21 protein-coding genes are annotated in these 24,963 nt (G+C 68.5%); 9 read left to right on the forward strand and 12 right to left on the reverse strand.

Annotated elements, in window-relative coordinates:
- Positions 1-64 precede the first annotated feature (64 nt).
- The 7 genes from BX604_RS29340 to BX604_RS29370 form a co-directional block, all read right to left on the reverse strand.
- Complete coding sequence (locus tag BX604_RS29340) at positions 65-964, reverse strand: SMP-30/gluconolactonase/LRE family protein (protein ID WP_098554344.1); 900 nt, start codon at positions 962-964, stop codon at positions 65-67.
- Positions 965-1,006: 42 nt separating this feature from the next.
- Entirely contained in the window at positions 1,007-2,026 is a 1,020-nt protein-coding gene (gene araH / locus BX604_RS29345; protein WP_098554345.1) for an L-arabinose ABC transporter permease AraH, read from the reverse strand.
- Positions 2,027-2,069: 43 nt separating this feature from the next.
- Positions 2,070-3,650: an L-arabinose ABC transporter ATP-binding protein AraG gene (gene araG / locus BX604_RS29350; protein WP_098555070.1), complete on the reverse strand. Its 1,581-nt coding sequence runs from the start codon at positions 3,648-3,650 to the stop codon at positions 2,070-2,072.
- A gap of 20 nt (positions 3,651-3,670) precedes the next feature.
- Positions 3,671-4,675 carry an arabinose ABC transporter substrate-binding protein gene (locus BX604_RS29355; protein WP_098554346.1) on the reverse strand — a complete coding sequence of 335 codons (1,005 nt, stop codon included), beginning with the start codon at positions 4,673-4,675 and terminating at the stop codon, positions 3,671-3,673.
- Between the two features lie 95 nt (positions 4,676-4,770).
- Positions 4,771-5,700 carry a Gfo/Idh/MocA family protein gene (locus BX604_RS29360; RefSeq protein ID WP_098554347.1) on the reverse strand — a complete coding sequence of 310 codons (930 nt, stop codon included), beginning with the start codon at positions 5,698-5,700 and terminating at the stop codon, positions 4,771-4,773.
- A 25-nt stretch (positions 5,701-5,725) separates the two neighbouring features.
- Complete coding sequence (locus tag BX604_RS29365; RefSeq protein WP_098554348.1) at positions 5,726-6,655, reverse strand: dihydrodipicolinate synthase family protein; 930 nt, start codon at positions 6,653-6,655, stop codon at positions 5,726-5,728.
- Positions 6,656-6,774: 119 nt separating this feature from the next.
- The gene (locus BX604_RS29370) at positions 6,775-8,526 is read right to left on the reverse strand and encodes an IlvD/Edd family dehydratase (RefSeq protein WP_098554349.1); all 1,752 of its coding nucleotides are present in this window, start codon (positions 8,524-8,526) and stop codon (positions 6,775-6,777) included.
- Between the two features lie 114 nt (positions 8,527-8,640).
- Here BX604_RS29370 and BX604_RS29375 point away from each other — a divergent pair, with 114 nt between their 5' ends.
- Complete coding sequence (locus BX604_RS29375) at positions 8,641-9,591, forward strand: LysR family transcriptional regulator (protein ID WP_098554350.1); 951 nt, start codon at positions 8,641-8,643, stop codon at positions 9,589-9,591.
- Between the two features lie 84 nt (positions 9,592-9,675).
- On the opposite strand, the gene BX604_RS29380 is transcribed toward BX604_RS29375, so the two are convergent.
- Complete coding sequence (locus tag BX604_RS29380; RefSeq protein ID WP_257146458.1) at positions 9,676-10,320, reverse strand: glutathione S-transferase family protein; 645 nt, start codon at positions 10,318-10,320, stop codon at positions 9,676-9,678.
- 20 nt (positions 10,321-10,340) lie between these two features.
- Positions 10,341-10,817, reverse strand: a complete 477-nt coding sequence (locus BX604_RS29385; RefSeq protein WP_098554351.1) for an OsmC family protein — start codon at positions 10,815-10,817, stop codon at positions 10,341-10,343.
- A gap of 94 nt (positions 10,818-10,911) precedes the next feature.
- Here BX604_RS29385 and BX604_RS29390 point away from each other — a divergent pair, with 94 nt between their 5' ends.
- A complete protein-coding gene (locus BX604_RS29390; protein WP_098554352.1) occupies positions 10,912-11,559 on the forward strand; it encodes a GntR family transcriptional regulator in 648 nt (215 codons plus the stop codon).
- 138 nt (positions 11,560-11,697) lie between these two features.
- Here BX604_RS29390 and BX604_RS29395 read toward each other — a convergent pair whose 3' ends face one another.
- Positions 11,698-12,732, reverse strand: a complete 1,035-nt coding sequence (locus BX604_RS29395) for a LacI family DNA-binding transcriptional regulator (protein WP_098554353.1) — start codon at positions 12,730-12,732, stop codon at positions 11,698-11,700.
- 190 nt (positions 12,733-12,922) lie between these two features.
- Between BX604_RS29395 and BX604_RS29400 the strand changes: the two genes are divergently transcribed.
- The 5 genes from BX604_RS29400 to BX604_RS29420 all read left to right on the forward strand — a co-directional run bounded on the left by BX604_RS29400 (position 12,923) and on the right by BX604_RS29420 (position 19,297).
- Entirely contained in the window at positions 12,923-14,071 is a 1,149-nt protein-coding gene (locus BX604_RS29400) for an ABC transporter ATP-binding protein (RefSeq protein WP_098554354.1), read from the forward strand.
- Positions 14,072-14,080: 9 nt separating this feature from the next.
- A complete protein-coding gene (locus BX604_RS29405) occupies positions 14,081-16,081 on the forward strand; it encodes a beta-galactosidase (protein WP_098554355.1) in 2,001 nt (666 codons plus the stop codon).
- A gap of 72 nt (positions 16,082-16,153) precedes the next feature.
- Complete coding sequence (locus tag BX604_RS29410) at positions 16,154-17,413, forward strand: ABC transporter substrate-binding protein (RefSeq protein WP_098554356.1); 1,260 nt, start codon at positions 16,154-16,156, stop codon at positions 17,411-17,413.
- Positions 17,414-17,467: 54 nt separating this feature from the next.
- On the forward strand, positions 17,468-18,424 hold the full coding sequence (locus BX604_RS29415) for a carbohydrate ABC transporter permease (RefSeq protein ID WP_373562444.1): 957 nt from the start codon (positions 17,468-17,470) through the stop codon (positions 18,422-18,424).
- A gap of 21 nt (positions 18,425-18,445) precedes the next feature.
- Positions 18,446-19,297, forward strand: a complete 852-nt coding sequence (locus BX604_RS29420; protein ID WP_098554357.1) for a carbohydrate ABC transporter permease — start codon at positions 18,446-18,448, stop codon at positions 19,295-19,297.
- A 399-nt stretch (positions 19,298-19,696) separates the two neighbouring features.
- Here BX604_RS29420 and BX604_RS29430 read toward each other — a convergent pair whose 3' ends face one another.
- The gene (locus BX604_RS29430) at positions 19,697-21,175 is read right to left on the reverse strand and encodes a nitronate monooxygenase (protein ID WP_098554358.1); all 1,479 of its coding nucleotides are present in this window, start codon (positions 21,173-21,175) and stop codon (positions 19,697-19,699) included.
- A gap of 197 nt (positions 21,176-21,372) precedes the next feature.
- Positions 21,373-22,143, reverse strand: a complete 771-nt coding sequence (glcC, locus tag BX604_RS29435; RefSeq protein WP_098554359.1) for a transcriptional regulator GlcC — start codon at positions 22,141-22,143, stop codon at positions 21,373-21,375.
- 223 nt (positions 22,144-22,366) lie between these two features.
- Here glcC and glcD point away from each other — a divergent pair, with 223 nt between their 5' ends.
- Positions 22,367-23,866, forward strand: a complete 1,500-nt coding sequence (gene glcD / locus BX604_RS29440; protein ID WP_098554360.1) for a glycolate oxidase subunit GlcD — start codon at positions 22,367-22,369, stop codon at positions 23,864-23,866.
- On the forward strand, positions 23,866-24,948 hold the full coding sequence (glcE, locus tag BX604_RS29445; protein WP_098554361.1) for a glycolate oxidase subunit GlcE: 1,083 nt from the start codon (positions 23,866-23,868) through the stop codon (positions 24,946-24,948). Before glcD ends, glcE begins: the two co-directional genes overlap by 1 nt.
- Positions 24,949-24,963: the final 15 nt, after the last annotated feature.

Raw genomic sequence — 24,963 nt, forward strand, 5'->3', positions numbered from 1 at the left:
CCCTTCCGAACAAACCGGATTCTTGTCCGCGAATGGATGGACTCCCCCCGTCATCGCCGGCCATTCAGGCCGTGGGCATCCCCGCAAACCGCGCGGTCGCCAACCCCGCATACCGCGTCTGTGCGACGAACACACCACCCGCGTGCGCATCGCTCTCCAGCGCGTCGTCGCTCAACCCGACCCGCGCGCTCGTCACGTACAACCTGCCTTCGCCGTCGAGCGTCACGCAGCTAGGCTGCGCGGTCGGCACCGCGATTCGTTCCGTCTCGACGCCGTCCGCGGCGTAGCGCACCACCCGCCGGCCACCCCACTGCGCGTTCCACAGGCCGCCGTCGCGGTCCATCGTCGAGCCGTCCGGGTCGCCGTCCGCGTCGGTCAGCCGCGCGAACGTCCGCACGCCGGCCACACCGGCGCGGCTGTAATCGCACACGCGGATTTCACGCACGAGCGAATCGCAGAAGACCATCTTCGTGCCGTCCGGCGAAAACGCGATGCTGTTCGCGATCGCCGCCGCCGGCAACGCCAGCCGTTCGAGCGTGAGGTCCGGATTGAGCCGGTAGAACCCGCCGACCGCGCGCGGCGGCTCGCCGCCTTCGTCCTTCATCCCGAACACGAACGCGCCGAACGGATCGCACCGGCCGTCGTTGAGCCGCGTCGGCAAGTCGGGTTCGACGTCGACGATCCGCGTGAACGCACCGCTGCGCAGGTCAAAGAACGCGAGATGCGTCGCGAGCCCGACGAGCAGCACGTCCGGGTCGCCGGTCAGCGCGAAGCATGCGAGCCGTTCGGGCATCGCCCACTGCGCGAGATCGGAACCGTCCGCGCGGCAGCGCCACAGCTGCGCGCCTTCGATGTCGACCCAGTACAGCGCGTGCGTCGCGTCGCACCACGTCGCGCCTTCGCCGAGCGTGTTGCGGCTGTCCGCCAGCAGCGTCGCCAATGCGCGCGGATGAGTCTGTTGCATGCCGTCTCCCGATATCTGCCGCGTTCGCGGGCGGCGCTGTCGTCAGATCTTCATCGCGCGCCGCTGGTTGCGACGATACTGGTCGAACAGCACCGCAAGCAACAGAATTCCGCCGCGTATCAGATATTGGTAAAAGGTCGGCACGTTCAGGAGGCTCATCGCGTCCTGCACCGCGCCCATGATCAGCACGCCGACCAGCACGCCGGAGATCGTCGCGACGCCGCCCGTCAGCGACACGCCGCCGAGCACGCACGCGGAGATCACGCCGAGTTCGAGGCCGACCGACGTCTTCGGGTCGCCGAGGCTCATCCGCGATGCGAGCATCACGCCGGCGAAGCCGGTCACGAGCCCCTGCAGCACGAACACGGCGATCTTGATGCGCATCACCGGCAACCCCGCGAGCAGCGCGGCCTCGCCGTTGCCGCCCACGGCCAGCACGTTCTTGCCGAACACCGTCTTGCGCAGCAGGAAGCCGAACAGGATGAAGCCGACGATGTTGCTCCAGATCGGAAACGAGATGCCGAGGAACGAGCCGGAGCCGAGTTCGAAGAAACGTTCCTCGGAGATCATCACCGCGTCGCCGTTCGACGTGATGAACGCGAGCCCGCGCACGACTTCCATCATCGCGAGCGTGACGATCAGCGAATTGATCCGCCAGCGCGCGATCAGCACGCCGTTCACGAGCCCGACCGCGCCGCCCGCGAGGATGCCGGCCGCGGTGCCGAACAGCACGCTGTGCGTCGCGGTGATCAGCGTCGACGCGACGACGCCCGAGAACGCGACGATCGACGCGACCGACAGGTCGACCTCGCCGAGCGCGAGCACGAACATCATCGTCACCGCGATCGAGCCGATCAGCGTGACCGACAGCAGCAGGCCCTGGATGTTGCGCGACGTGAGGAAGTCCGGCACGGTCAGCGACAGCACCGCGAACAGCACCAGGAACACCATCACGATGCCGGAGCGGTTGATCAGTTGCCACACGCCGCCGCGGGCGCGCGCAGGCGCGGCGGCGGCATCGGAGGACGGGGAAGTGCGTTGGGGTTGCATGGCCTGGCTCATATCGATTGCATTCCGGTTGACTGCGCGGTTGACTGCGCGCCGCTCAGCGCGGCAGCGCGAGCTTGATCAGCGTGTCGGGCGTCGCCTGCGCCTTCACGACTTCGCCCGCGATCCGCCCTTCCTTCATCACGATGATGCGGTCCGACACGCCGATCACCTCGGCCAGATCGCTCGAGACGATGATCACGGTGCGGCCCGCTTCCGCGAGTTCGTAGAACAGGTTGTAGATTTCCGCGCGCGCGCCGACGTCGATGCCGCGCGTCGGCTCGTCCATCAGGAACACGTCGATCCGCTCGGCCAGCCAGCGCGCGAGCACGACCTTCTGCTGGTTGCCGCCCGACAGCGCGCCGATCGGCGTGTCGCCGTCGGGGGTCTTGATCGCGAGCCGCTCGATGTAGCGTTGCGCGAGTTCGCGTTCGCGCCGTGCGTCGAGCAGCATGCGCGCCGGGCTGAAGTGACGGCGCGCGCTGATGTTCAGGTTGTCGGCCACCGACGCGATCGCGACGATGCCTTCCTGCTTGCGGTCTTCCGGGCACAGTGCGATGCCGGCGCGCACCGCGTGACGCGGACTCGCGAACGCGACGCGCTTGCCGCCCAGCTCGACGTGGCCGCCGCTCGGGCGCGCCGCGCCGTACAGCAGCTTCATCAGCTCCGAGCGGCCAGCGCCGACGAGCCCGAAGAAGCCGACGATCTCGCCGCGCCGCGCGGCGAACGACACCGGCTCCACCAAGCCCGGCCCGATCAGCCCCTTCGCCTCGATCAGCACGTCGCCGGCCGCGCGCGGCCGGTAGCCGTACACATCCTCGATCGAGCGGCCGACCATGCAGCCGATCAGCCGGTCGCGGTCCAGGTCGGCGACCGATTCGAACGTCTCGATGCGCCGGCCGTCGCGAAACACCGTCACGCGATCGCACAACGTGTCGACTTCCTCCATCCGGTGCGTGACGTAGATGATCGCGCGCCCTTCCGCGCGCAGCGCACGGATGATCCGGAACAGCTGCGCCGTTTCGCGCGCGGACAGCGAACTCGTCGGTTCGTCGAACGCGATCACGCGCGCATCGCGCATCAGCGCCTTGCCGATCTCGATCATCTGGCGCTGCCCGATCGACAGGTACTTCACCGGGATGTCCGGATCGATGTGCTCGCCGAGCCGCTCCAGCGCGTCGAGCGCACGCGCGGCGAGCGCGCGTTCGTCGACCACGCCGAGCCGGCTCGGCAGTTGCCCAAGCATCAGGTTTTCCGCGACCGTCAGCTCGGGCACCAGATGCAGCTCCTGGTAGATGATCGCGATGCCGGCCTCGAGCGCGGCGCGCGTCGACGCGAAGCGCTGCACCGTGCCGTTCAGCGTCAGCGTGCCGGCCTGCGGCTGGTTCACGCCCGACAGCACCTTCAGCAGCGTCGATTTGCCCGCGCCGTTCTCGCCCATCAGGCCGTGCACCTCGCCCGCGCGCACCGACAGCGACACGGCGTCGAGCGCGCGCACGCCCGGGAACGTCACGGTGATGCCGTCGAGCGCGAGCAGCGCGCCGCCGGGCGGCGGCGTACCGGCACCGTCACCGTCACCGGCACGAGCTTGCGCGGTGGCGGCGTTGCCGGACACGGCCGTCGTCGTCTGGATCGTCATCGCGTCGTCGCCCCGCACGCTCAGATGCCGAGCTCGGCGCGCACGGCCTGCCAGTTCGCGCGCGTCATCAGCTTGCCGCTCGTCTGCGTGTCGGCCGGCGGCACCTTGCCGCTGCGGATCCAGTCGACGAGGTTCTGCGTGCTGTCCTTGCCGTGGTTCGTCGAGCTGACCGCGATCGTCCCGTAGAAGCCGGTCGGCTCCTTCTTCTGGAATTCGGCGAACGCCTCGCCTGCGCCGTTGATGCCGACGCCGATCACGTCGGCCGCCGGGATATGCAGCTGTTCGGTCGCGCGCACCGCGCCCAGCACGGTTTCCTCGTTCAGCGCGTAGACCACCCATTTCTTGATGTTCGGATGGCGCGCGAGCACGGGCGCGGCCGCGCTGAAACCGCCTTCGTCGTCGGTCGTCTTCTGCGGCGCGTCGAAGATGTTGTCCTTGCGGAAGCCGTTCGCGAGCAGCGCCTGCGTGGCGCCGTCGGTGCGCAGCTTCGCCGTCGGCAGCTCGTAGTTGGTGATGCGTAGCGCGCCGACTTCTTCCGGCTTCCAGCCGCGCCGCTTCATCTCGTCGGAGATCGCCTGGCCGACCTGGTTGCCGATCTTGATCGCCGACATCCCGAGGTGCGGCACGTTCGGCAGCGGCTTGCCGGTCGAATCGACGAGCTGGTCGTCGACCGTCACGAACTTCATGTTGTAGCGCTTCGCGCGCGCGGCGATCGCCGGCCCGAGGCGCACGTCGGGCGCGCAGATCACGAAGCCCTGCGCGCCTTGCGAGCCGAGGTTGTCGATCGCGGCCAGCACCTTCTCGCCGTCCGGCGTGCCGATCTTCACGACCGAGAAGTTCTCCTTCTGGCCGAGCGCGGACGCGGCGTTCTGCTCGTTGATGAACCATGCCTGCTCGGGCATCTTCACCAGGAAGCCGATCTTCAGCGGTGCGTCGGCGTGCGCGGCGCCCGTCATCCCGAGCGGCGCGATGCAAAGCGCGGCCAACAGCGCGCGCAGGGTGTGGCGGCGAATCGTGCGGTTCATGCGGTGTGTCTCCTTGTATTGGCTTGGGTCTTCAACATCCGTCGTGCCGGGTCGCGCTGGCGGTCGCAGTGCCGCCCGGGCGCGCCGGCACGATGTCAGCGGCCGAACGCGTCGGTCCCGACGCGCCGCCCGAACAGGAACGCATCGGCGACGAGCCGCAACGGCCGTACGTCGACGTCGCTTTCGCCGCGCGCGATCAGCGCGCGGAAGTGCGCATACAGCGCCGGATACTCGCGCTCGGGCCCGATCTCGACCGGCTCGCCGTCGATCGACAACTGCGCGCCGCCGCGGCTGATCGCGAGCACGCCGTCCGACGTGTCGACCGCGATTTCCCATTGCTCGACGGGGCCATGCCGCCAGTCGAACTCCGCCCGCACCGGCACGCCGTCGGTATCCGCGCAATCGAGTTCGGCCGCGATCGGCATCTGTGCGTCGCTCGGCACGTAGAGCGTCGCTTCGCGCAGCACGAGCTCGCGCGGCAGGATCCGCGTGACGATCGACAGCGCATTGATGCCGGGATCGAACACGCCGAGGCCGCCCGGCTCCCAGATCCACTGCTGCCCCGGATGCCAGCGCCGCACGTCTTCCTTCCAGTGCACCTGCACCGCGCGGATCGAGCGCGTCGCGAGCCACGCGCGCGCCGGTTCCACCGCGCTCGCGCAGCGCGAATGCCAGGTCGCGAACAGCGTGAGGCCACGCTCGCGCGCGAACGCGTCCAGCGCGGCCACTTCGCCGAGCGTTGCGCCCGGCGGCTTCTCGAGCATCACGTGCTTGCCGGCTTCGAGCGCGGCGCGCGCCTGCGCGTAGCGCACCTGCGGCGGCGCGCACAGCGACACCGCATCCAACTCGGGCTCGGCGGCCAGCAGCGCGCGCAGGTCCGGATAGTTGCGCACGCCGGCCACTTCCGCGTGACGGCTCGCGCATGCGGTCAGCGCGAAACCCGGTTCGGCGGCGATCGCCGGCAGATGCTGGTCGCGCGCGATCTTGCCGATCCCGATCACGCCCAGCGAAATTACGTCGCTCATCGTGCGTTCCTCCTTCGCTATCCGCTCAGTGCGCCCAGCGCAGCACGAGCGGATCGAGCCGGCGCGCGATCGCGAGCAGCTCCGCGCGCGTGTCCGGATGCAGTTCCGGCATCGGGTGCCGCGGCCGCTCGCACGCGATCACGCCGCCTTCGCGCATCAGCGCCTTCGCGGTCAGGATCCCGGACTGGCGGTTCTCGTGATTGATCAGCGGCAGCCACGCCTGATAGCGCGCGAACGCGTCGTCATGGCGGCCTGCGCGGAATGCGTCGAGGATCGGCCGGATGCCGTCCGGAAACCCGCCGCCCGTCATCGCGCCGGTCGCGCCGGCGTGCAGGTCGGCGAGCAGCGTGATCGCTTCCTCGCCGTCCCACGGCCCTTCGATCGCGTCGCCGCCGAGCCGGATCAGCTCGCGCAGCTTGTTCGCCGCACCCGGCGTCTCGATCTTGAAGTACGCGACCTGCTCGATCTCGCGGGCCATGCGCGCCAGGAACGGCGCGGACAGCGGCGTGCCGCTCGCGGGCGCGTCCTGGATCATGACCGGAATGCCGATCGCGTCCGACACGCGCGCATAGAAGTCGAAGATCTGCGTTTCGGGCACGCGGAACGTCGCGCCGTGATACGGCGGCATCGCCATCACCATCGCCGCGCCGAGCTGCTGCGCGCGCAGGCTGCGCGCCGCACAGACCTGTGTGCTGTAGTGCGACGTCGTGACGATCACCGGCACGCGGCCGGCGACGTGTTCGAGGATCGTGCGGGTCAGCACGTCGCGTTCGTCGTCGGTGATCGCGAATTGCTCGGAGAAGTTGGCGAGGATGCACAGCCCGTCCGAGCCCGCGTCGATCATGAAATCGACCGCGCGCCTCTGGCTCGCGAGGTCGAGCTCACCGGTATCGGAAAAGGTCGTCGGGACGACGGGAAAAATGCCGCGATAGCGCGGCGTGCTGCTCGATGTCATGGTTCGCGTCCTGCGCCGGCCCCGATGCGAGGCCATCATGCGTTCACGGTTTCACAACTTGACGATGCGCGGGCCGATGCCCACGCGCAGCCGCGGCGCGCGTTGCGCCGCCGGCCCGCTCAATGCGAATGGCTCGGCACGTCCGCGCCGCGCGTGCCGACCAGGAAGTCGAGGTCGCACCCCTCGTCCGCCTGCAGCACGTGGTCGATATACAACCGCGCATAGCCGCCCTTGCCGAGCTGCCCGGCCACGCCCGGGGCCACGTTCGGATCGACGTCCGACAGGCGGCGCTGCAGTTCGTCATCCGTAATGTCGAGATGCAGCGTGCCGGCATCGCAGTCGAGTTCGATCCAGTCGCCGTTGCGCACCGCCGCGAGCGGGCCGCCGGCGGCCGCTTCCGGCGCGACGTGCAGCACCACCGTGCCGTATGCGGTGCCGCTCATCCGCGCATCCGAGATGCGCACCATGTCCTTCACGCCCTGGCGCAGCAGCTTCGGCGGCAGCCCCATGTTGCCGACTTCCGCCATCCCCGGATAACCGCGCGGCCCGCAGTTCTTCAGCACGAGCACCGAGCTGGCATCGACGTCGAGCGCTTCATCGTTGATCGTCGCCTTGTAGTGCTCGAGGTTCTCGAACACCACCGCGCGGCCACGATGCTTGAGCAGTTCGGGGCTCGCCGCCGACGGCTTGAGCACCGCGCCGCGCGGCGCGAGATTGCCGCGCAGGATGCAGATCCCGCCGTCCGCGATCAGCGGCCGGTCGAGCGGACGGATCACCTCGTCGTCGTAGTTCGGCGCTTCGCGCACGTTGTCCCACAGCGACTTGCCGTTGACCGTCAGCGCGTCGGGATGCGGCAGCAGCCCGCCTTCGCCGAGCCGGCGCAGCACGGCCGGCAGGCCGCCCGCGTAATAGAACTCCTCCATCAGGAAGCGCCCGGACGGCATCAGGTCGACGATCGTCGGCGTGTCGCGGCCGATGCGCATCCAGTCCTCGAGTTCGAGCGGCACGCCGATGCGGCCCGCGATCGCCTTCAGGTGGATCACCGCATTGGTCGACCCGCCGATCGCCGCGTTCGCACGAATCGCGTTCTCGAACGCGGCGCGCGTCAGGACCTTCGACAGCACGAGCCCTTCGAGCGCCATCTCGACGATACGGATGCCTGACATGTGCGCGAGCACGTAGCGGCGCGAATCGACGGCCGGAATCGCCGCGTTGTGCGGCAGCGCGACGCCGAGCGCCTCGGCCATGCACGCCATCGTCGACGCGGTGCCCATCGTGTTGCAGGTGCCCGCCGAGCGCGACATCCCGGCTTCGGCGGACAGGAAGTGATGCAGGTCGATCTCGCCGGCCTTCAGCGCTTCGTGCAACTGCCACACGGCCGTGCCCGACCCGATGTTCCGGCCTTCGAGCTTGCCGTTCAGCATCGGTCCGCCCGACACGACGATCGCCGGCACGTCGCAACTGGCCGCGCCCATCAGCAGCGCGGGGGTCGTCTTGTCGCAGCCGGCGAGCAGCACGACCGCATCGATCGGGTTGCCGCGGATCGCCTCCTCGACGTCCATCGACGCCAGGTTGCGCGTGAGCATCGCCGACGGCCGCAGGTTCGATTCGCCGTTCGAGAACACCGGGAATTCGACCGGGAACCCGCCCGCTTCCGAGATCCCGCGCTTCACGTGCTCGGCGAGCTTGCGAAAGTGCGCGTTGCACGGCGTCAGTTCGGACCACGTATTACAGATGCCGATGACGGGCCGACCGTCGAACTCGTGATCGGGGATGCCCTGGTTCTTCATCCAGCTCCGGTACATGAAGCCGTTCTTGTCGTTCGTGCCGAACCATTGGGCGGAGCGCAGCCTGGGTTTTGTTGCCGACATCGTCAGTCCTGTGGTGACGGGATACGGACGGAGTCTAGGGAGAATTTTGATAACTCGCTAATGACGTTTTAGGCGATTACGATATCCATTCCGATATTGATATAAACCCGTACGATGACCGAAGCCAGCCCGTGGGGAAACCGCAGCCGCCTGAAGACGCGCCAGTTGCTGCTGGTCGTCGCGCTCGCCGACGAAGGCAGCATTCATCGCGCGGCAGCCGCGCTGAACATGACGCAGCCGGCCGCGTCGAAACTGCTGCGCGAGCTGGAGGAGTCGATCGGCGCGGTGCTGTTCGAGCGGCTGCCGCGCGGGATGCGGCCGACGCTGTACGGCGACGCGCTGATCCGCCACGCGCGCGCGGCGCTCGGCAGCCTCGACCAGGCGCGCGAGGAACTCGCCGCGCTGAAGGCCGGCCATCTCGGCCATGTGGCGGTGGGGGCGATCACGTCGCCGGGGCTGCGGCTCGTGCCGCCGGCCGTCGCGGCCGTGAAGGGGACACATGCGAACGTGCGCGTGTCCGTCGAGATCGACACCAGCAATGCGCTGCTCGAACACCTGGCTCAGGAAAAGCTCGACATCGTGCTCGGCCGGCTGTCCGCCGAACACGACAAGCTGCACCTGCGCTACGAGCCGCTGACCGGCGAGCCGGTCGCCGCGGTCGTGCGGCCCGGCCATCCGCTGCTCGCGCAGGCGCCGCTGTCGCTTGCCGACGTGCAGCGCGCCGCGTGGGTCATGCCGCCGGCCGGCAGCGTGCTGCGCCATCGCTTCGAGCTGGTGTTCCAGCGTGCGAGTCTCGCGCCACCCGCGAACGTCGTCGAGACGGCCGCGCTGCTGTTCATCACGCAGTTGATCGAGCAGAGCGACATGATCGCGGTGCTCGCGGAGGACGTCGCGCTGTACTACGCGCGACACGGGATCGTCACCGTGCTGCCGCTGGAGATGGATTGCCGGATGGACGATTTCGGGATCATCACGCGCACCGACCGGCTGCCTTCGCCGGCCGTCGCGGTGATGGCCGATGCGATCCGCGCGGCCGCGCGGGACGTGTACGGGATCGCGCTGTAGCGATGCGCGGGAAGGCCCGCCCGCGCGGTGCGCGTGCCGGTCGAAGCCGAACGGCACGCGGGCGGTTTCGACCGCGTGCGCCGGTTACACCCAGGGCGCCGCGAGCCCTTCCGTCTTCAGCGCCCGCTGGATCGCCGGGCGCGCGAGCACCTGCTGCAGATAGCCGCCGAGCCGCGGACGCTGCCGCGCCGGCTCGGCGAAGCCGCGCGTCCAGCGGCACAGCATCAGCGCATACGGATCGAGCACCGTATAGTGCGCGCCGAGCAGCCAGGGGCCGCCGCTCGCGTCGAGCTGCGCGTCGAGCTGATCCAGCAGCGTCGCCACCTTCGCCTCCGCATGCGCCTTCACCTGCGCGGCGCCCGCCGCATTACCGGCGTCGACCCATCGCTCCGGATAGAAGTACGCGATCAGCGTCGCCTGCAGCGTATTGGTGAGCCACGTCAGCCACGTGTAGAAGCGGGCACGCTCCGGCGTGCCGAAGTCCGGCGCAAGCCGCTGCTCCGGATGCGTATCGGCCAGATGCAGGCAGATCGCGGCCGCCTCGTACAGCACCAGGTCGCCGTCGAGCAGCACCGGAATGAGCCCGTTCGGATTGAGCGCGAGATATTCGGGCGACTTGTGCTGGTCGCGCGTGCGGTCGACCCACGCAAGCTCGAACGGCTTGCCGATTTCTTCCAGCACGAAATGCGGCGCCATGCTTGCGTTGCCCGGGTAGTAGAAGAGCTTCAACGTCGTCTCCCTCGCGTGCGTCACGCCGCGGCGAATTCGATCACCGGCTCGCACCGGATCGGGAAATTGACGGAGTTCGCCACGTAGCATTTCGCATGCGCCGCGTGATGCAGCCGCTCCGCCAGTTCGCGATCGTCGCCGGCGCGAATCGTCACGTGCGGGTGCAGCACGATTTCGGTGAAGCGCCCCGGCTCGGCGCTGTCGAGCATCGTGCCTTCGGCGTCGTCGACATACGCGAGCACGCGGATCCCCGCATCCGAGCACAGATGCAGATACCAGAGCTTGTGGCACGCCGATGCCGACGCCAGCAGCAGGTCCTCCGGATTCCAGCGCGCCGCATCGCCGCGAAACGCGGCGTCCGACGAACCGGGGATATCCGGCTTCGAACCCGCGCGGATCACATGATCGCGGCCATATTCGCGATACCCCGACGTGCCAGTTCCCCGGTTGCCGGTCCACTCCACTGCCACGCGGTACTTGTGTTCGCCATGCGCCATCTCGCTCTCCTCGGCTATCGGAACGTGAGGCCGCCATTGTGGCACCGGAATGCCATTTGGTATACCATTATTCCAAATTCAGGAGCGCAGGGGCATGGAAGCCAGACTCGATTCCACGGCAGACGCGGTGGCCGCATCGCTGCGGGAAATGATCATCAACGGCGAGTTGCAGGCAGGCGAGCGGCTCGTCGAGCGCGATCTTGCCGAGCGTTTCGGGATCAGCCGGATTCCGCTGCGTGAAGCGATCCAGCGCCTGGAGCGTGAAGGGCTGCTGGACATCTTCCGCAATCGCGGCGCGGTCGTGCGGATGCTGAGCGCGTCCGACGTGCAGGAAATCTACGACATGCGCGTGCTGCTCGAAGGCGATGCGATTTTTCGCAGCGTGAAGCGGCTCGACGACGAGACGCTGGCGCGCGCCGAGCTCGTGCACCGGCTGCTCGGCGAATCGGGCGCGCCGCGCCGGCAAGGCGAGCTGAACCGCGAGTTTCATGCGCTGCTGTATTCGTGCTGCGGCAACGAGCGGCTGTTGACGGCGATCGCGGAATTGCGCAGCCAGGTCGAGCGGTACGAGCGGCTGCAGGCGACGCTGCTCGCGGATACGCCGTCGTTCCAGGTCGAGCACACGGACATCCTGCAAGCGTGCAGGGAACGCAATGCGCGTGGCGCCCGTGCGATGACGGTCGCGCATCTCGAATCGGCGCGGCGGATCGTGATGCGGCTCGTCGAAGGCGACGGCGAGTGAGGCCGGCGGCCAATCCGGCCCGGACTCCGGTTCCGTTCAGTGGCCGGCGGCCAGCGCCATTCGCCGCTTCGCCCGTTGCACCGCGCGCCGGCACACCACGCCACGTGTGGCGTGACACAGCGCGACCTCCCGCGACGTCTAAGCCGCCGTGCGCCGCCCCGGCGCTGCGCCGGTCGTCCCGCGCACGACGAGCCGCGGCAATGACGCCGTCCGCACCCGCGACGCCTCGTCCACCTGCCCACCCGCCTCACGCAACGCATTGAGCAATTCGACCGCGAGCCCCGCCGCCTCGGCGGTCGGGATCGCGACGGTCGTCAACGTCGGACGCGTGTCGCTGGCCAGATGAATGTCGGTAATGCCGACGATCGACAGGTCGTCGGGCACGCGCCTGCCGCGGTCGGCCGCCGCGTGCAGCGCGCCGATCGCCGGCAGGTCGTTGGTCGCGACCAGCGCGGTCAGCCCCGGATGCGCGTCGAGCAGGCGGCCCGCCGCACGCACGCCGCCTTCGATCGAATCGGGCTCGGCCGCGACGATCGACGCGTCGAGCCCCGCTTCGCGCATCACGTCGACGAAACCGTCGTAGCGCGCCGCCTGCACGCCGCTCGCCGAGCCGCCGACGATCACGCCGATCTCGCGATGCCCAAGTTCGACCAGATGCCGCGTCGCGATCCGCCCCGCCTCGCGAAAATCCACCGCCACGCAAGGCAACCCGTCGGGCGGCGCATCGGGCCGCTCCCACAGGCACAGCACGACCGGCACGCCGCGCCGCGCTACCTCCACCAGATCCGGCAGGTGCAGGTTCGCGTTGGTCACGAGAATGCCTTCGGAAATCGTCCCGGCGATCTGGTCGAGATACGCCCGCCCCTGCAACGGATCTTCATTCGTATTGCAGACGATCAGGAACTGCCCGTTGCGGCGCACCGCGCGCTCGACCGCGAGCGCGAACTCGGGATAGAACGGGTTCGCGATGCTCGATACCATCAGCGCGACCGTCGGCGCACGCCCTTCCGCGAGCGCCCGCGCGGCCAGATGCGGCCGATACCCGAGCGCCTCCACCGCTTCCAGCACCCGCGCACGCGTCGCGTCACCCACCCGCCCGCGGTTGCGCAGCACGTTCGAGACCGTCGCGGCCGTCACGCCAGCGCGGCGCGCAACTTCATCCAGTGTTGCCATCGCTTGCTCACTATATGAGATGCCGATCCAGTATTTGCTTCGCTTACCGAAGCGGCGCACTATCGCCGCACACCCAGCCGCCCGACCGACGGGCGCGACTCGGCCGCGATCGGGACCGGCTCTTTTTTTGATCGCGATGATTAAGCGCTTAAGCATCGACGAAAGCGCATTAAAACATGGAGCGGAGACAATGGCGAGCATCTCGATGCGACGCGTGCAGAAAGCCTATGGCGAGCACGCGCCGGTCATTCGCGACGTCGATCTGGAGATCGGCGCGCACGAGTTCTGCGTGTTCCTCGGCCCGTCCGGCTGCGGCAAGTCGACCCTGCTGCGGATGATCGCGGGCCTCGAGGATCTGAGCGACGGCGAGCTGTCGATCGACGGCCGCCGCGTCGACGACGTGCCGGCCGCCGAGCGCGGCGTCGCGATGGTGTTCCAGAGCTACGCGCTGTTTCCGCACATGACGGTCTACGAGAACATGGCGTTCGGGCTGAAGCTCGCACGCGTGCCGAAGGCCGAGATCGACCGGAAGGTGCGCGACGCCGCGCGGATCCTGCAGCTCGACACGCTGCTCGAGCGCAAGCCGAAGGCGCTGTCCGGCGGCCAGCGGCAGCGCGTCGCGATCGGCCGCGCGATCGTGCGCGAGCCCGGCGTGTTCCTGTTCGACGAGCCACTGTCGAACCTCGACGCGGCGCTGCGCGGCCAGACCCGCGTCGAGATCGCGAAACTGCACCGCCAGTTCGAACGGGCGAGCGTCGTCTACGTGACGCACGACCAGACCGAAGCGATGACGCTCGCCGACAAGATCGTGCTGCTGCACACCGGCGCCGACACCGCGCAACACGGCAGCATCGCGCAGGTCGGCGCGCCGCTCGACCTCTATCACCATCCGGCGAGCCGCTTCGTCGCCGGCTTCATCGGCTCGCCGCGGATGAACTTCCTGCCGGCCGTCGTCACCACGTGCGATGCGCGGCACACGACCGTCACCGTCGCGCCGTCCGGCGAGACCTTCACGCTGCCGCGCGACGGCGCCGCGCTCGCGCCGGGCGCGACCGTCACGCTCGGCATCCGCCCCGAACACCTGACGCTCGGCGCCGCGCCCGACGCGACCGCGCTCGCGCGCGACGTCGTGCTGGTCGAACGCCTCGGCGAGCAGACCTACGTGCACCTCGACCAGCCCGGCGGCACCCCGCTGATCGCGAAAGTGCCCGGCGATGCGCCGCTGCGCCGCGGCGAGCGCGTGCACGCCCATGCGCCGGCCGCGGCCTGCCACCTCTTCACCGAAGACGGCCGCGCGGTGCCCGCGCGCGCCGATCTCCCAGTCCACCACTACGCATAAGGATCGGGCATGCGCCTCGGAGTCTGCTACTACCCGGAACACTGGCCGGAATCGATGTGGGCGGACGACGCCCGCCGGATGAAGGCACTCGGCATCGCGCAGGTGCGGATTGCCGAATTCGCCTGGAGCCGCATCGAGCCGTCGCCGGGCGAATACGACTGGGGCTGGCTCGATCGCGCGATCGACGTGCTCGGCGCGGCCGGCCTCGAGGTCGTCATGTGCACGCCGACCGCGACGCCGCCGAAGTGGCTCGTCGACCGTCACCCCGACATCCTCGCGATCGGCGCGGACGGCCGGCCGCGCAAGTTCGGCTCGCGCCGCCACTACGACTTCTCGTCGCCGACCTATCTCGAAGCATCGCGCCGGATCTGCACGGCGGTCGCCGAACGCTACGGCCGCCACCCGGCCGTGCGTTACTGGCAGACCGACAACGAGCTCGGCTGCCACCAGACGGTCGTCAGCTACTCGCCCGCCGCGCTCGCGCGCTTTCGCGAATGGCTGAAGGCTCGCTACGGCACCATCGACGCGCTGAACCGCGCATGGGGCACCGTGTTCTGGAGCATGGAATACCGCCATTTCGACGAAGTCGACGCGCCGGTCGGCACCGTGACCGAAGCGCATCCGTCGCATCGCCTCGACTACCGGCGCTTCGCCTCCGACGAAGTCGCGCGCTATCACCGGATGCAGGTCGACGTGATCCGCGCGCATTCGCCGGGCCGCCCCGTCGCGCACAACTTCATGCAGCTCTTCACCGAGTTCGACCACTACGAAGTGGCGCGCGACCTCGACATCGCGACGTGGGACAGCTACCCGCTCGGCGCGCTCGAGGAGCAATGGTTCGCGCCCGACGTGAAGGCGCGCTGGCTGCGCACCGGCCACCCCGATTTCGCGTCGTTCAACCACGATCTCTATCGCGGGATGTCGAAGCTGCCGTTCTGGGTAATGGAGCAGCAGCCGGGGCCCGTGAACTGGGCGCAGTGGAACCCCGCGCCGCTGCCGGGCATGGTGCGGCTGTGGAGTTGGGAAGCCTTCGCGCACGGCGCCGGCTGCGTGTCGTACTTCCGCTGGCGGCAGGCGCCGTTCGCGCAGGAACAGATGCATGCGGGCCTGCACACGCCGGACGATCGACTCGACGAAGGCGGCCGCGAAGCGCAGCGCGTCGCGCGCGAAATCGCCGCCGTGCTCGACGCCGGCACGGACGCCGACGCGAACGGCCCGGTGCGCGCCCCCGTCGCGCTGGTGTTCGACTACGACGCGAAGTGGCTGTTCGAAATCCAGCCGCAAGGCGCCGATTTCCACTACCCGCGCTTCGCGTTCGAGTACTACTCGGCGCTGCGCTCGCTCGGCCTCGACGTCGACATCGTTTCCACGCACGCACCGCTCGACGGCTACCGGCTCGTCGTCGTGCCGCCGCTGCCGGTCGTGCCGGACGACTTCGCGGCACGGCTCGCCGCATCCGGTGCGCATGCGGTGTTCGGCCCGCGCACCGGCTCGAAGACCGCCGACCTGCAGATTCCGCCGACGCTGCCGCCCGGCCCGCTCGCGTCGATCCTGCCGATGCGCGTATGGCGTGTCGAATCGCTGCGGCCGAACGTGACCGAGCGGATCGACGGCACGTTGCGCGACGGCTCGCCGCTCACCGGCGACGCGCGTCACTGGCGCGATCTCGTCGAGTTGCCCAACAAGGACGACGATGCCCGCAGCGTCGTACGCGCACGCTTCACCGACGGTCACCCGGCCTGCGTATCGCACGGCACGCTGCATTACTGGGCCGCGCTGTTCGACGACGCGACCACCGCGCGCCTGTTCGCCGACGTCGCAACGGAAGCCGGCCTCGCGCCGGCACCGCTCGGCGACGGTCTGCGCATCAGCCGGCGCGGCGGCCTCACCTACGTATTCAACTACCGCGACACGCCGCACACGATCGACGCAGTGCCGCCGTCCGCATTCGTGGTCGGCGCCGCGCAGGTCGAGCCGCAAGGCGTCGCCGTGTATCGAAGCCGTTCGTAGCAACCGCCCCGGCGCCATGACGACATGACGCGCGCCGGTCACGCACAACGACACACAGGACTGGAGACACACATGACACATCGCCCCCTTCGCGTCGCCGCCCGGCTTGCGACGGCCGCCGCGATCGCCGCCGCATCGTTCGGCGCGGCCGCACCGGCCCACGCGGGCACGCTGACGATCAACATCGCGTTCAAGGGTGCCAGCCAGCGCGCGGTCTGGCAGTCGACGCTCGAGGCGTTCCACAAGGCCCATCCCGACATCGACGTGAAGCCCACCTTCATCGACGAGGAAGCGTACAAGGTGCAGCTCCCCGCGTGGCTCACGACCGTCGCGCCCGACGTGGTGAACTGGCACGCGGGCGAGCGGATGGCGTACTACGCGAAGCGCGGGCTGTTCGAGGACCTGAGCGGCGACTGGGCGAAGAACGGCTGGGGCGCGATGTACGCGTCGACGCGCGACGCATCGTCGTACAACGGCAAGCAGTACGCGGCGCCGACCGTCTATTACTCGTGGGGGCTGTTCTACCGCAAGGACCTGTTCCGCAAGGTCGGCATCGCCGACGAGCCGAAGACCTGGGACCAGTTTCTCGATGCGTGCAAGAAGCTGAAGGCGGCCGGCATCACGCCGATCGCGGTCGGCGGCCGCGACGCGTGGACGCTCGCCGGCTGGTTCGACTATCTCGACCTGCGGCTGAACGGCAACGCGTTCCACCAGCAGCTGATGGCCGGCGACGTGCCGTACACCGACCCGCGCGTGAAGAAGGTCTACACGACGTGGAAATCGCTGATCGACGCGGGCTACTTCATCGACAACGCGTTGTCCTACGATCTCGACGGCGCGCAGCCGTTCCTGTTCCAGGGCAAGGCCGCGATGATGCTGATGGGCACCTTCATCGCCGCGGGCTTTCCGCCGAACATGAAGCAGGAAATGGGCTACTACCGCTTCCCGATCATCGACCCGAAGGTGCCGACCGCCGAGGACGGCCCGGTCGAATCGCTGCACATCCCGACCAGGGCGAAGAACAAGGCCGACGCGCATACCTTCCTCGCGTTCGTCGAAACGCCCGAGATGGGCGCGAAGCTCGCCGAGGGGCTCGGCTCGCTGTCGGCGAACAGCAAGTCGCCGGAGCCGGACGATCCCATCTCGCGGATCGGCTTCCGGATCCTCGCCGACACGAAGGGCGGCGTCGCGCAGTTCTACGACCGCGACATGACGAAGGAAATGGCCGACGAAGGGATGAAGGGGATGCAGCAGTTCGTCGCGAATCCCGCGCAGCTCGATTCTGTGCTCGCGCAACTCGAGCAGACCCGCAAGCGGATCTACAAGAAGTAATCGCGTGACTCACGCGGCGGCCGTGCGCCGCCGCGTTCGCCCAGGAGGCTTGCCGTGTCCAGTCCGATCGCGTCCAGACCCGTCGAAACGCCTGCCGCCCCGGCCGCCGTACCGCCGGGCCGCAGCACACCCGCCGCGCTGCCCGCGCGCCGCCCGTCGCCGGCCGTGCGGCGACAGCGACGCGCCGCGTGGCTCTTTCTCGCGCCCGCGTGCGCGATGGTTGCCGTCTATGTGATCTGGCCGATCCTGTCGACGCTGTGGCTGAGCCTCTGCAACTGGGACGGGATGACCGAGCGCACGTTCGTCGGCCTCGCCAATTACGTCGAGCTGCTGCACGCGCCGACGTTCTACACCGCGTTGCGCAACAACGTGATCTGGCTCGTGCTGTTCATGCTCGCGCCGCCGCTCGGCCTCGCGCTCGCGCTGTACCTGAACCAGGCCGTTGCCGGCATCCGGCTCGTGAAGTCGTTGTTCTTCGCGCCGTTCGTGCTGTCCGGCGTGGTCGTCGGGCTGATCTTCTCGTGGTTCTACGACCCGACCTTCGGCCTGCTCGCGCTCATCGCCGGGCACGGCATTCCGGTGCTCGGCGATGCGCGCTACACGACGCTCGGCATCGTGTTCGCCGCGCTGTGGCCGCAAACGGCCTACTGCATGATCCTGTACCTGACCGGCCTCACGTCGGTGAACCCCGAGCAGATCGAAGCGGCGCGGATGGAAGGCGCGCGCGGCTTCGCGCTGCTTTGGCACGTCGTGCTGCCGCAGTTGCGGCCGACCACGTTCATGGCGATCGTCGTCACCGTGATCGGCGCGCTGCGCAGCTTCGACCTGATCTCGGTCATGACGGGCGGCGGCCCGTTCGAGAGCTCGACCGTGCTCGCGTATTACATGTACGACCAGGCGATCAAGTACTACCGGCTCGGCTATTCCGCGGCGATCGCAGTCGTGCTGTTCGCGATCATGCTCGTCTACATCGTGTTCCAGTTGCGCCGCATGCTGCGCAACGAGCAGTGACCTACCGGGAATTCACTCATCATGTTTCCGACACCCGTTGCCCACTGGAAGCCGGTATCGCGCCGGCTGTACAAGCTGTCGCTGCCCGTCGCGCTCGTGATCTGGCTGTTGCCGATGATCGCGGTGTTCGTCACGTCGGTGCGCTCGACCGAGGAGCTCGTCGAAGGTCACTACTGGGGCTGGCCGCGGCACTTCTCGATGATCGAGAACTATCGCGACGCGCTGACCACGTCGCCGATGCTGCATTACTTCTGGAACAGCGTGCAGATCACGGTGCCGTCGGTGCTGGGTTCGATCGCGCTGGCTGCGATGGCCGGGTTCGCGCTCGCGACCTACCGGTTTCGCGGAAATACCGCGTTGTTCGGCACGTTCGTCGCGGGCAACTTCGTGCCGGTGCAGGTGCTGATGATTCCGGTGCGGGACTTGTCGCTCAGGCTGGGCGTGTTCAACACCGTCGAGGCGCTGATCCTGTTTCATGTCGCGTTTCAGACGGGGTTCTGTACGCTGTTTCTGCGCAATTTCATCAAGCAGCTGCCGTTCGAGTTGATCGAGGCGGCGCGGATCGAAGGCGCGGGCGAGTGGACGGTGTTCTGGCGGATCGTGCTGCCGTTGATCCGCCCTGCATTGGCCGCGCTCGCGATTCTCGTGTTCACGTTCGTGTGGAACGATTACTTCTGGGCGCTGTGCCTGACGCAGGGCGATGATGCCGCGCCGATCACCGTGGGCGTCGCCGCGCTGAAGGGGCAATGGACGACGTCGTGGAATCTTGTGTCGGCCGGGTCGATTCTCGCCGCGCTGCCGTCGGTCGCGATGTTCTTCGCGATGCAGAAGCATTTCGTCGCGGGGCTGACGTTCGGCGCGACGAAGGGTTGAGCCGGCGTGGGTCACGGATTCGCATCACCCCTCTTCATCGAGAGGTTGGCCCGCTTCGGCGGGCTTTTTTTATTCCGACGGGTTGACGGTGCGGGGAATAGAGCGGCTATTCACCGCATAATTTGCGGTGAATATTGAATCGCGCGGCCAATCGGTGGGGGAATCTCCGCATCATGAGCGGAGATTCCCCCCTTCATCGGGGAGTCGGCCGACTGGCCTGCATGGCGCTTCGCCCCCCCGACACTCGCCATGCCACTCGCTGACGTCAGCCGTGCGCAAGGCATGCTGGTCGGGCGATTGGCGGATATCGGCCTGTCGTTACACGGCGAGGCCACCGTCGAGGTTTCCCGCCTTTCGGCTCTCCCGCCGGGTCGGACGCTGGATGTCTCGCAGGCCCGACTACGCGTCGCCCACCCCGCCCCTCAACCTCACATCCACCGCCCCGATATTCTTCTCGTGCGCGACCAGCATCAACGACAGCGCGTGATGCATATCCAGATCCGCAAGCGTCGGCAGCAGCGCCTGCAGCTTGCGCACGACCCACCGCTGCCCGCGGTTCAGGAACGCCATCCGCTCGGCCAGATCGTCGATCGCCATCGCCTTTTCATAGAACGAGCCGGTCGCGCGCGTCGGCGTTGCGCCAAGCGTGCGAATCGCATCGACGAGCACGCTGCACCAGTGCGCTTCGTCCTGGCGGATATGCGCGATCAGCCGGTGGAGTTCGGCATCCTCCGTCACCTCTGCCGCCGTCTCCGACGCAACGCGTGCCCCGGCGCGCTCGGCCTCCAGCAATTCATCGAGCGCCGCGAGCAACGCCGTCCGATTCTCGTCCGACTCGCCTGCCGGTACCGCGACCGCCCCTTTCTCGACGATCGCCGCCGCATCGAGCACGATACGGCGCAGCACGTCGCCGGCCGATTCGATCGCACCGATCCGCCCTGCCCCCGTCCCCGCATACAGCGCCATCGCCTCGAAGTCGCCGGTCATCGTACGCAGCGGCGAATCGGTGCTGAACAGATAGATCGGCCGCCCTTCCTCGTCGCCGATCACGACGCGCTCATCGCCGAACGGATCGCCGCGTTCGCCGCGCGTGACACTCGACGGCAGCACACGCACCCGCGCGCCGCGCGGCCAGTTGATATGGAAGATGTCGGTCAGCAGTGCGTCGCCTTCACGCGCGTCGACGATCCGCTGCTGGTGATACGCATGCGCGAACGACTCGTGCGTCGCGATGAATGCGGTGCCCATCACGGCGCCCTGCGCGCCGAGCGCCATCACGGCGGCCACGTCGGCACCATCGACGATCCCGCCTGCCGCCAGCACCGGCAAGCGCGTCGCATGAACCACGTCGGGCAACAGCTCGGCCAACGGTCGATCGCCACGCACATGGCCGCCAGCCTCGTGCCCCTGAACGATCAGCGCCTGTGCACCGGCCGCCTCCGCCGCGCGCGCATCGTCGAGCGACCCGACCTGATGCACCACCCGCACGCCCGCATCGCGCAGACGCCGCACGACGCCCGGCATCACATCCCAGAACAGGGCAACCACGGGCACCCGCAATTCGATGCACGCATCGAGCTGTGCATCGAGCAGGTCAGGCGGCGTCGACGCGGGAATCAGGTTCACGCCGAACGGCCGCTCGGTGGCCGCGCGCACCAACCCGACCTCGCGCCGGATCAACGCGACCGGCTCACGCACCATCCCGAGAAAACCGAACCCGCCGGCGGCACTCACCGCACTCGCAAGCTCGGCCCGCGCAACGCCGCCCATGCCCGCGAGCACGATCGGCCATGCACAGCCGAGCAGGTCGCAGACTGGGCGATGCAGGATCTGGACGGCGCGGGCCTCGGGCCCGTCGCCACGCGTCGGAATCGACATGCAGCGTCCTCCTTCAAGGATCGGCGGCGCGTCACGGTTAACCGCCAAAGCACGTGTCGCGCAAAGGCGAAACGGTCGTGTCGGGCCGCGCATCGAATTGATCACATTGTGACATATTTACCCATCAGGCCGCTTCACGATGACGATTTCCTTGACGAACGTCATTGCGGCTGCGGCCGCTTCAACATGCGCTCACCTCAGGTCCATCCTTCGAGCCGCAGCGTCGAGCGCACGAGCCGCTGCTCCTCCTGTTCGATCTCGCGCAGATAGTCGACGCACTGGCGGATATGTTCGCTCGCGGCCTTGCGCGCCTGATCGGGCAACCGCCCGGTCACCGCGTTGTAGAGCCGCGCATGCTGGCGGTCGATCTGCTTCTTCAACGGCTCGCGGTGATAGAGATTGTTCACCGATGCGAACACGGAACTGAGCAGCAGATCGGTCAACGATTGCAGCGTATTGACGAGCACCGGATTGTGCGATGCCTCGCAGATCGCGAGATGGAACGCGTGGTCGAGCTTCGCGCGCGCGGCCGGATCGAGATCCTGCGCGTCGGCCGCCGTCATTTCCTCGTAACGGCGCCGGATCAGGATGAAGTCGGCGGGCGTGCCGCGCAGCGCGGCGAGCCGCGCGGCTTCGGTCTCGAGCATCCCGCGTACCTCGAACAGGTCGTACAGCGTGCGCGGCTGCGAGCCGAGCAGATGCATCATCGGCGAGACTTCGCGCTGCGGGGTCAGGCTCGCGACGAACGAGCCCTTGCCGTGCGTCGTATCGATGATCCCGCGCGCACGCAGCAGTTTCATTCCTTCGCGCACGGCCGTGCGCGACACGCCGAGCTTCTCGGTCAGCCGCCGCTCGGACGGCAGCGCCTGGCCGGCCTTCAGCACGCCGTCGACGATCAGTTGCTCGATCCGCTCGGCAACGACGTCGGCCACATTGCGCGCGGGCGCCTGTCGATCCTGCATTTCCATACTGGTATGACCACTTCGGACGAATTGCGTCGATTTTCGCACAAGCCCTTGTCGTTGTTATGTTTTTCGACTTCATCGAGATCTGCTTCCGGACCCTGTTCCAAAAACTGGTATGACCACTCGCGCGACGTCTGGACACGCCCGCACGTCCCGCCAAGAATGCCGTCCATCCGGCGCGCCGCCACCCACGCGGCTGCCTGCATGGTGGAGACGGAGACACACGATGAGTTTCACCTACGACGAACGGATCGACGGCCCGCTGGCGACGGTCGATCGCGACACGCTCGTCGCCGCGCTGAACGCGGCGGCGCCCGGCCTCGACGTGCTGCACGAGCGCGAGGCGCTGAAGCCGTTCGAGTGCGACGGCCTTGCCGCGTACCGCACGGTACCGCTCGCGGTCGTGCTGCCCGATACGGTCGAGCAGGTGCGCGCGGTGCTGCGCGTCGCGGCCGCGCTCGGCGTGCCGGTGGTCGCGCGCGGCGCGGGCACGGGGCTGTCGGGCGGCGCGATGCCGCTTGAAAAAGGCATCCTGCTCGTGATGGCGAAGTTCAACAAGATTCTCGACATCGACGCCGATGCCGGCATCGCGCGCGTGCAACCCGGCGTGCGCAACCTCGCGATCTCGCAGGCGGCCGCGCCGTACGGCCTCTACTACGCGCCCGATCCGTCGTCGCAGATCGCGTGCTCGATCGGCGGCAACGTCGCCGAAAACGCGGGCGGCGTGCATTGCCTGAAATACGGGCTCACGGTGCACAACATCCTGAAGGTCGAGATCGTGACGATCGACGGCGATACGCTGACGCTCGGCGCCGACGCGCTCGACGCACCTGGCTTCGATCTGCTCGCGCTGTTCACCGGCTCCGAGGGGATGCTCGGCATCGTCACGGAAGTGACCGTGAAGCTGCTGCCGAAGCCGCCGAGCGTGAAGGTGCTGATGGCGAGCTTCGACGACGTCGCCGAAGCGGGCGGGGCGGTCGCGCGCATCATCGGCGCGGGCGTGATTCCCGGCGGCCTCGAGATGATGGACAACCTCGCGATCCGCGCGGCCGAGGACTTCATCCACGCGGGCTACCCGGTCGACGCGCAGGCGATCCTGCTGTGCGAACTCGACGGCGCGGCGACCGATGTCGAAGAAGACGCCGAACGCGTCGCCGCGCTGCTGCGCGACGCCGGCGCCTCGGAGATCCGCGTCGCGCGCGACGAAGCCGAGCGCCAGCGCTTCTGGGCCGGCCGCAAGAACGCGTTCCCGGCGGTCGGCCGCATGTCGCCCGACTACTACTGCATGGACGGCACGATCCCGCGCCGCGAGCTGCCGCGCGTGCTCGAAGGCATCGCGGCGCTGTCGGCCGAATACGCGCTGCCGGTCGCGAACGTGTTCCACGCGGGCGACGGCAACATGCACCCGCTGATCCTGTTCGATGCGAACCGTCCCGGCGAACTCGACCGCGCGGAAGCGCTCGGCGGCAAGATCCTCGAGCTGTGCGTCGCGGTGGGCGGCAGCATCACCGGCGAACACGGCGTCGGGCGCGAGAAGATCAACCAGATGTGCGTGCAGTTCAACGCCGACGAAATCACGTTCTTCCACGCGGTGAAGGCCGCGTTCGATCCGCAGCGCCTGCTCAATCCCGGCAAGAACATCCCCACGCTGCATCGCTGCGCCGAATTCGGCGCGATGCACGTCCATCACGGCAAGCTGCCGTTTCCCGAACTGGAGCGCTTCTGATGCGACGCGAACGCGAAATCGAATCGATCGACGACAGCGCGGCGCTCGTCGCCCAGGTCGACGCCGCGATCCACGATTGCCAGCCGCTGCACATACGCGGCGCGGGCACCAAGGCCTTCGTCGGCCGCGCGGTCGAAGGCCGCACGCTCGACGTGCGCACGCACCGCGGCATCGTCGCGTACGACCCGACCGAACTCGTCATCACCGCCCGCGCGGGCACGCCGCTCGCCGAACTCGAAGCGATGCTCGACGCGGCCGGCCAGATGCTGCCGTGCGAGCCGCCATCGTTCGGCGGCACGGCGACCGTCGGCGGGATGTTCGCGGCCGGGCTGTCGGGGCCGCGCCGCCCGTGGGCCGGCGCGGTGCGCGATTTCGTGCTCGGCTGCCGCGTGATCACCGGCCACGCGAAACACCTGCGCTTCGGCGGCGAGGTGATGAAGAACGTCGCGGGCTACGACGTGTCGCGGCTGCTCGCCGGCAGTTTCGGTTGCCTCGGCGTCGTGACCGAGGTGTCGCTGAAGGTGCTGCCGAAACCGCGCTCTACCGGCGATCTCGCGTTGCCGCTCACGGCGGCCGAAGCCGTGCAACGCATTGCCGGATGGCGGCGCGCCGGGCTGCCGCTCGCTGGCGCCTGCCACGCGGACGGCGTGCTGCGCGTGCGGATCGAAGGCGGCGAGGGCTCGGTGAAGGCCGCGCGCGACACGATCGGCGGCGAGCGGCTGGACGATCGCGACGACCGGTTCTGGGCGCGCCTGCGCGACCTGTCGCTGCCGTTCTTCGACGATCCGCGCCCGCTGTGGCGCGTGTCGGTGCCGGCCGCCGCGCCGCTCGACGCGCTGCCCGGCGCGCTGCTGGTCGACTGGGGCGGCGCGCAGCGCTGGCTGAAGAGCGATGCCGCGCCGGCCGACGTGCAGCGGTTCGCCGCGCAGTGGGGCGGCCACGCGACCTGCTTCACGCCGGGCGTCACGCCCGAGCCGTTCCAGCCGCTGCCGGCCGCGCTGTTGCGCGTGCATCGGCAGTTGAAGGCCCAGCTCGACCCGCATGCGATTTTCAATCCCGGCCGCCTGTACGCGGACGTCTGACGCCACCCGATTCCG

It is taken from the genome of Burkholderia sp. JKS000303 (assembly GCF_002563755.1).
Taxonomy (GTDB): Bacteria; Pseudomonadota; Gammaproteobacteria; order Burkholderiales; family Burkholderiaceae; genus Burkholderia; species Burkholderia anthina_B.

Coding starts and splice junctions, on each gene's coding strand:
- BX604_RS29410 (WP_098554356.1), top strand. CDS start 16,154: ATGACACATCGCCCCCTTCGCGTCGCCGCCCGGCTTGCGACGGCCGCC.
- BX604_RS29340 (WP_098554344.1), bottom strand. CDS start 964: ATGCAACAGACTCATCCGCGCGCATTGGCGACGCTGCTGGCGGACAGC.
- glcC (WP_098554359.1), bottom strand. CDS start 22,143: ATGGAAATGCAGGATCGACAGGCGCCCGCGCGCAATGTGGCCGACGTC.
- BX604_RS29430 (WP_098554358.1), bottom strand. CDS start 21,175: ATGTCGATTCCGACGCGTGGCGACGGGCCCGAGGCCCGCGCCGTCCAG.
- BX604_RS29400 (WP_098554354.1), top strand. CDS start 12,923: ATGGCGAGCATCTCGATGCGACGCGTGCAGAAAGCCTATGGCGAGCAC.
- BX604_RS29370 (WP_098554349.1), bottom strand. CDS start 8,526: ATGTCGGCAACAAAACCCAGGCTGCGCTCCGCCCAATGGTTCGGCACG.
- BX604_RS29365 (WP_098554348.1), bottom strand. CDS start 6,655: ATGACATCGAGCAGCACGCCGCGCTATCGCGGCATTTTTCCCGTCGTC.
- BX604_RS29355 (WP_098554346.1), bottom strand. CDS start 4,675: ATGAACCGCACGATTCGCCGCCACACCCTGCGCGCGCTGTTGGCCGCG.
- BX604_RS29385 (WP_098554351.1), bottom strand. CDS start 10,817: ATGGCGCATGGCGAACACAAGTACCGCGTGGCAGTGGAGTGGACCGGC.
- araH (WP_098554345.1), bottom strand. CDS start 2,026: ATGAGCCAGGCCATGCAACCCCAACGCACTTCCCCGTCCTCCGATGCC.
- araG (WP_098555070.1), bottom strand. CDS start 3,650: ATGACGATCCAGACGACGACGGCCGTGTCCGGCAACGCCGCCACCGCG.
- BX604_RS29360 (WP_098554347.1), bottom strand. CDS start 5,700: ATGAGCGACGTAATTTCGCTGGGCGTGATCGGGATCGGCAAGATCGCG.
- BX604_RS29420 (WP_098554357.1), top strand. CDS start 18,446: ATGTTTCCGACACCCGTTGCCCACTGGAAGCCGGTATCGCGCCGGCTG.
- glcE (WP_098554361.1), top strand. CDS start 23,866: ATGCGACGCGAACGCGAAATCGAATCGATCGACGACAGCGCGGCGCTC.
- glcD (WP_098554360.1), top strand. CDS start 22,367: ATGAGTTTCACCTACGACGAACGGATCGACGGCCCGCTGGCGACGGTC.
- BX604_RS29405 (WP_098554355.1), top strand. CDS start 14,081: ATGCGCCTCGGAGTCTGCTACTACCCGGAACACTGGCCGGAATCGATG.
- BX604_RS29375 (WP_098554350.1), top strand. CDS start 8,641: ATGACCGAAGCCAGCCCGTGGGGAAACCGCAGCCGCCTGAAGACGCGC.
- BX604_RS29390 (WP_098554352.1), top strand. CDS start 10,912: ATGGAAGCCAGACTCGATTCCACGGCAGACGCGGTGGCCGCATCGCTG.
- BX604_RS29395 (WP_098554353.1), bottom strand. CDS start 12,732: ATGGCAACACTGGATGAAGTTGCGCGCCGCGCTGGCGTGACGGCCGCG.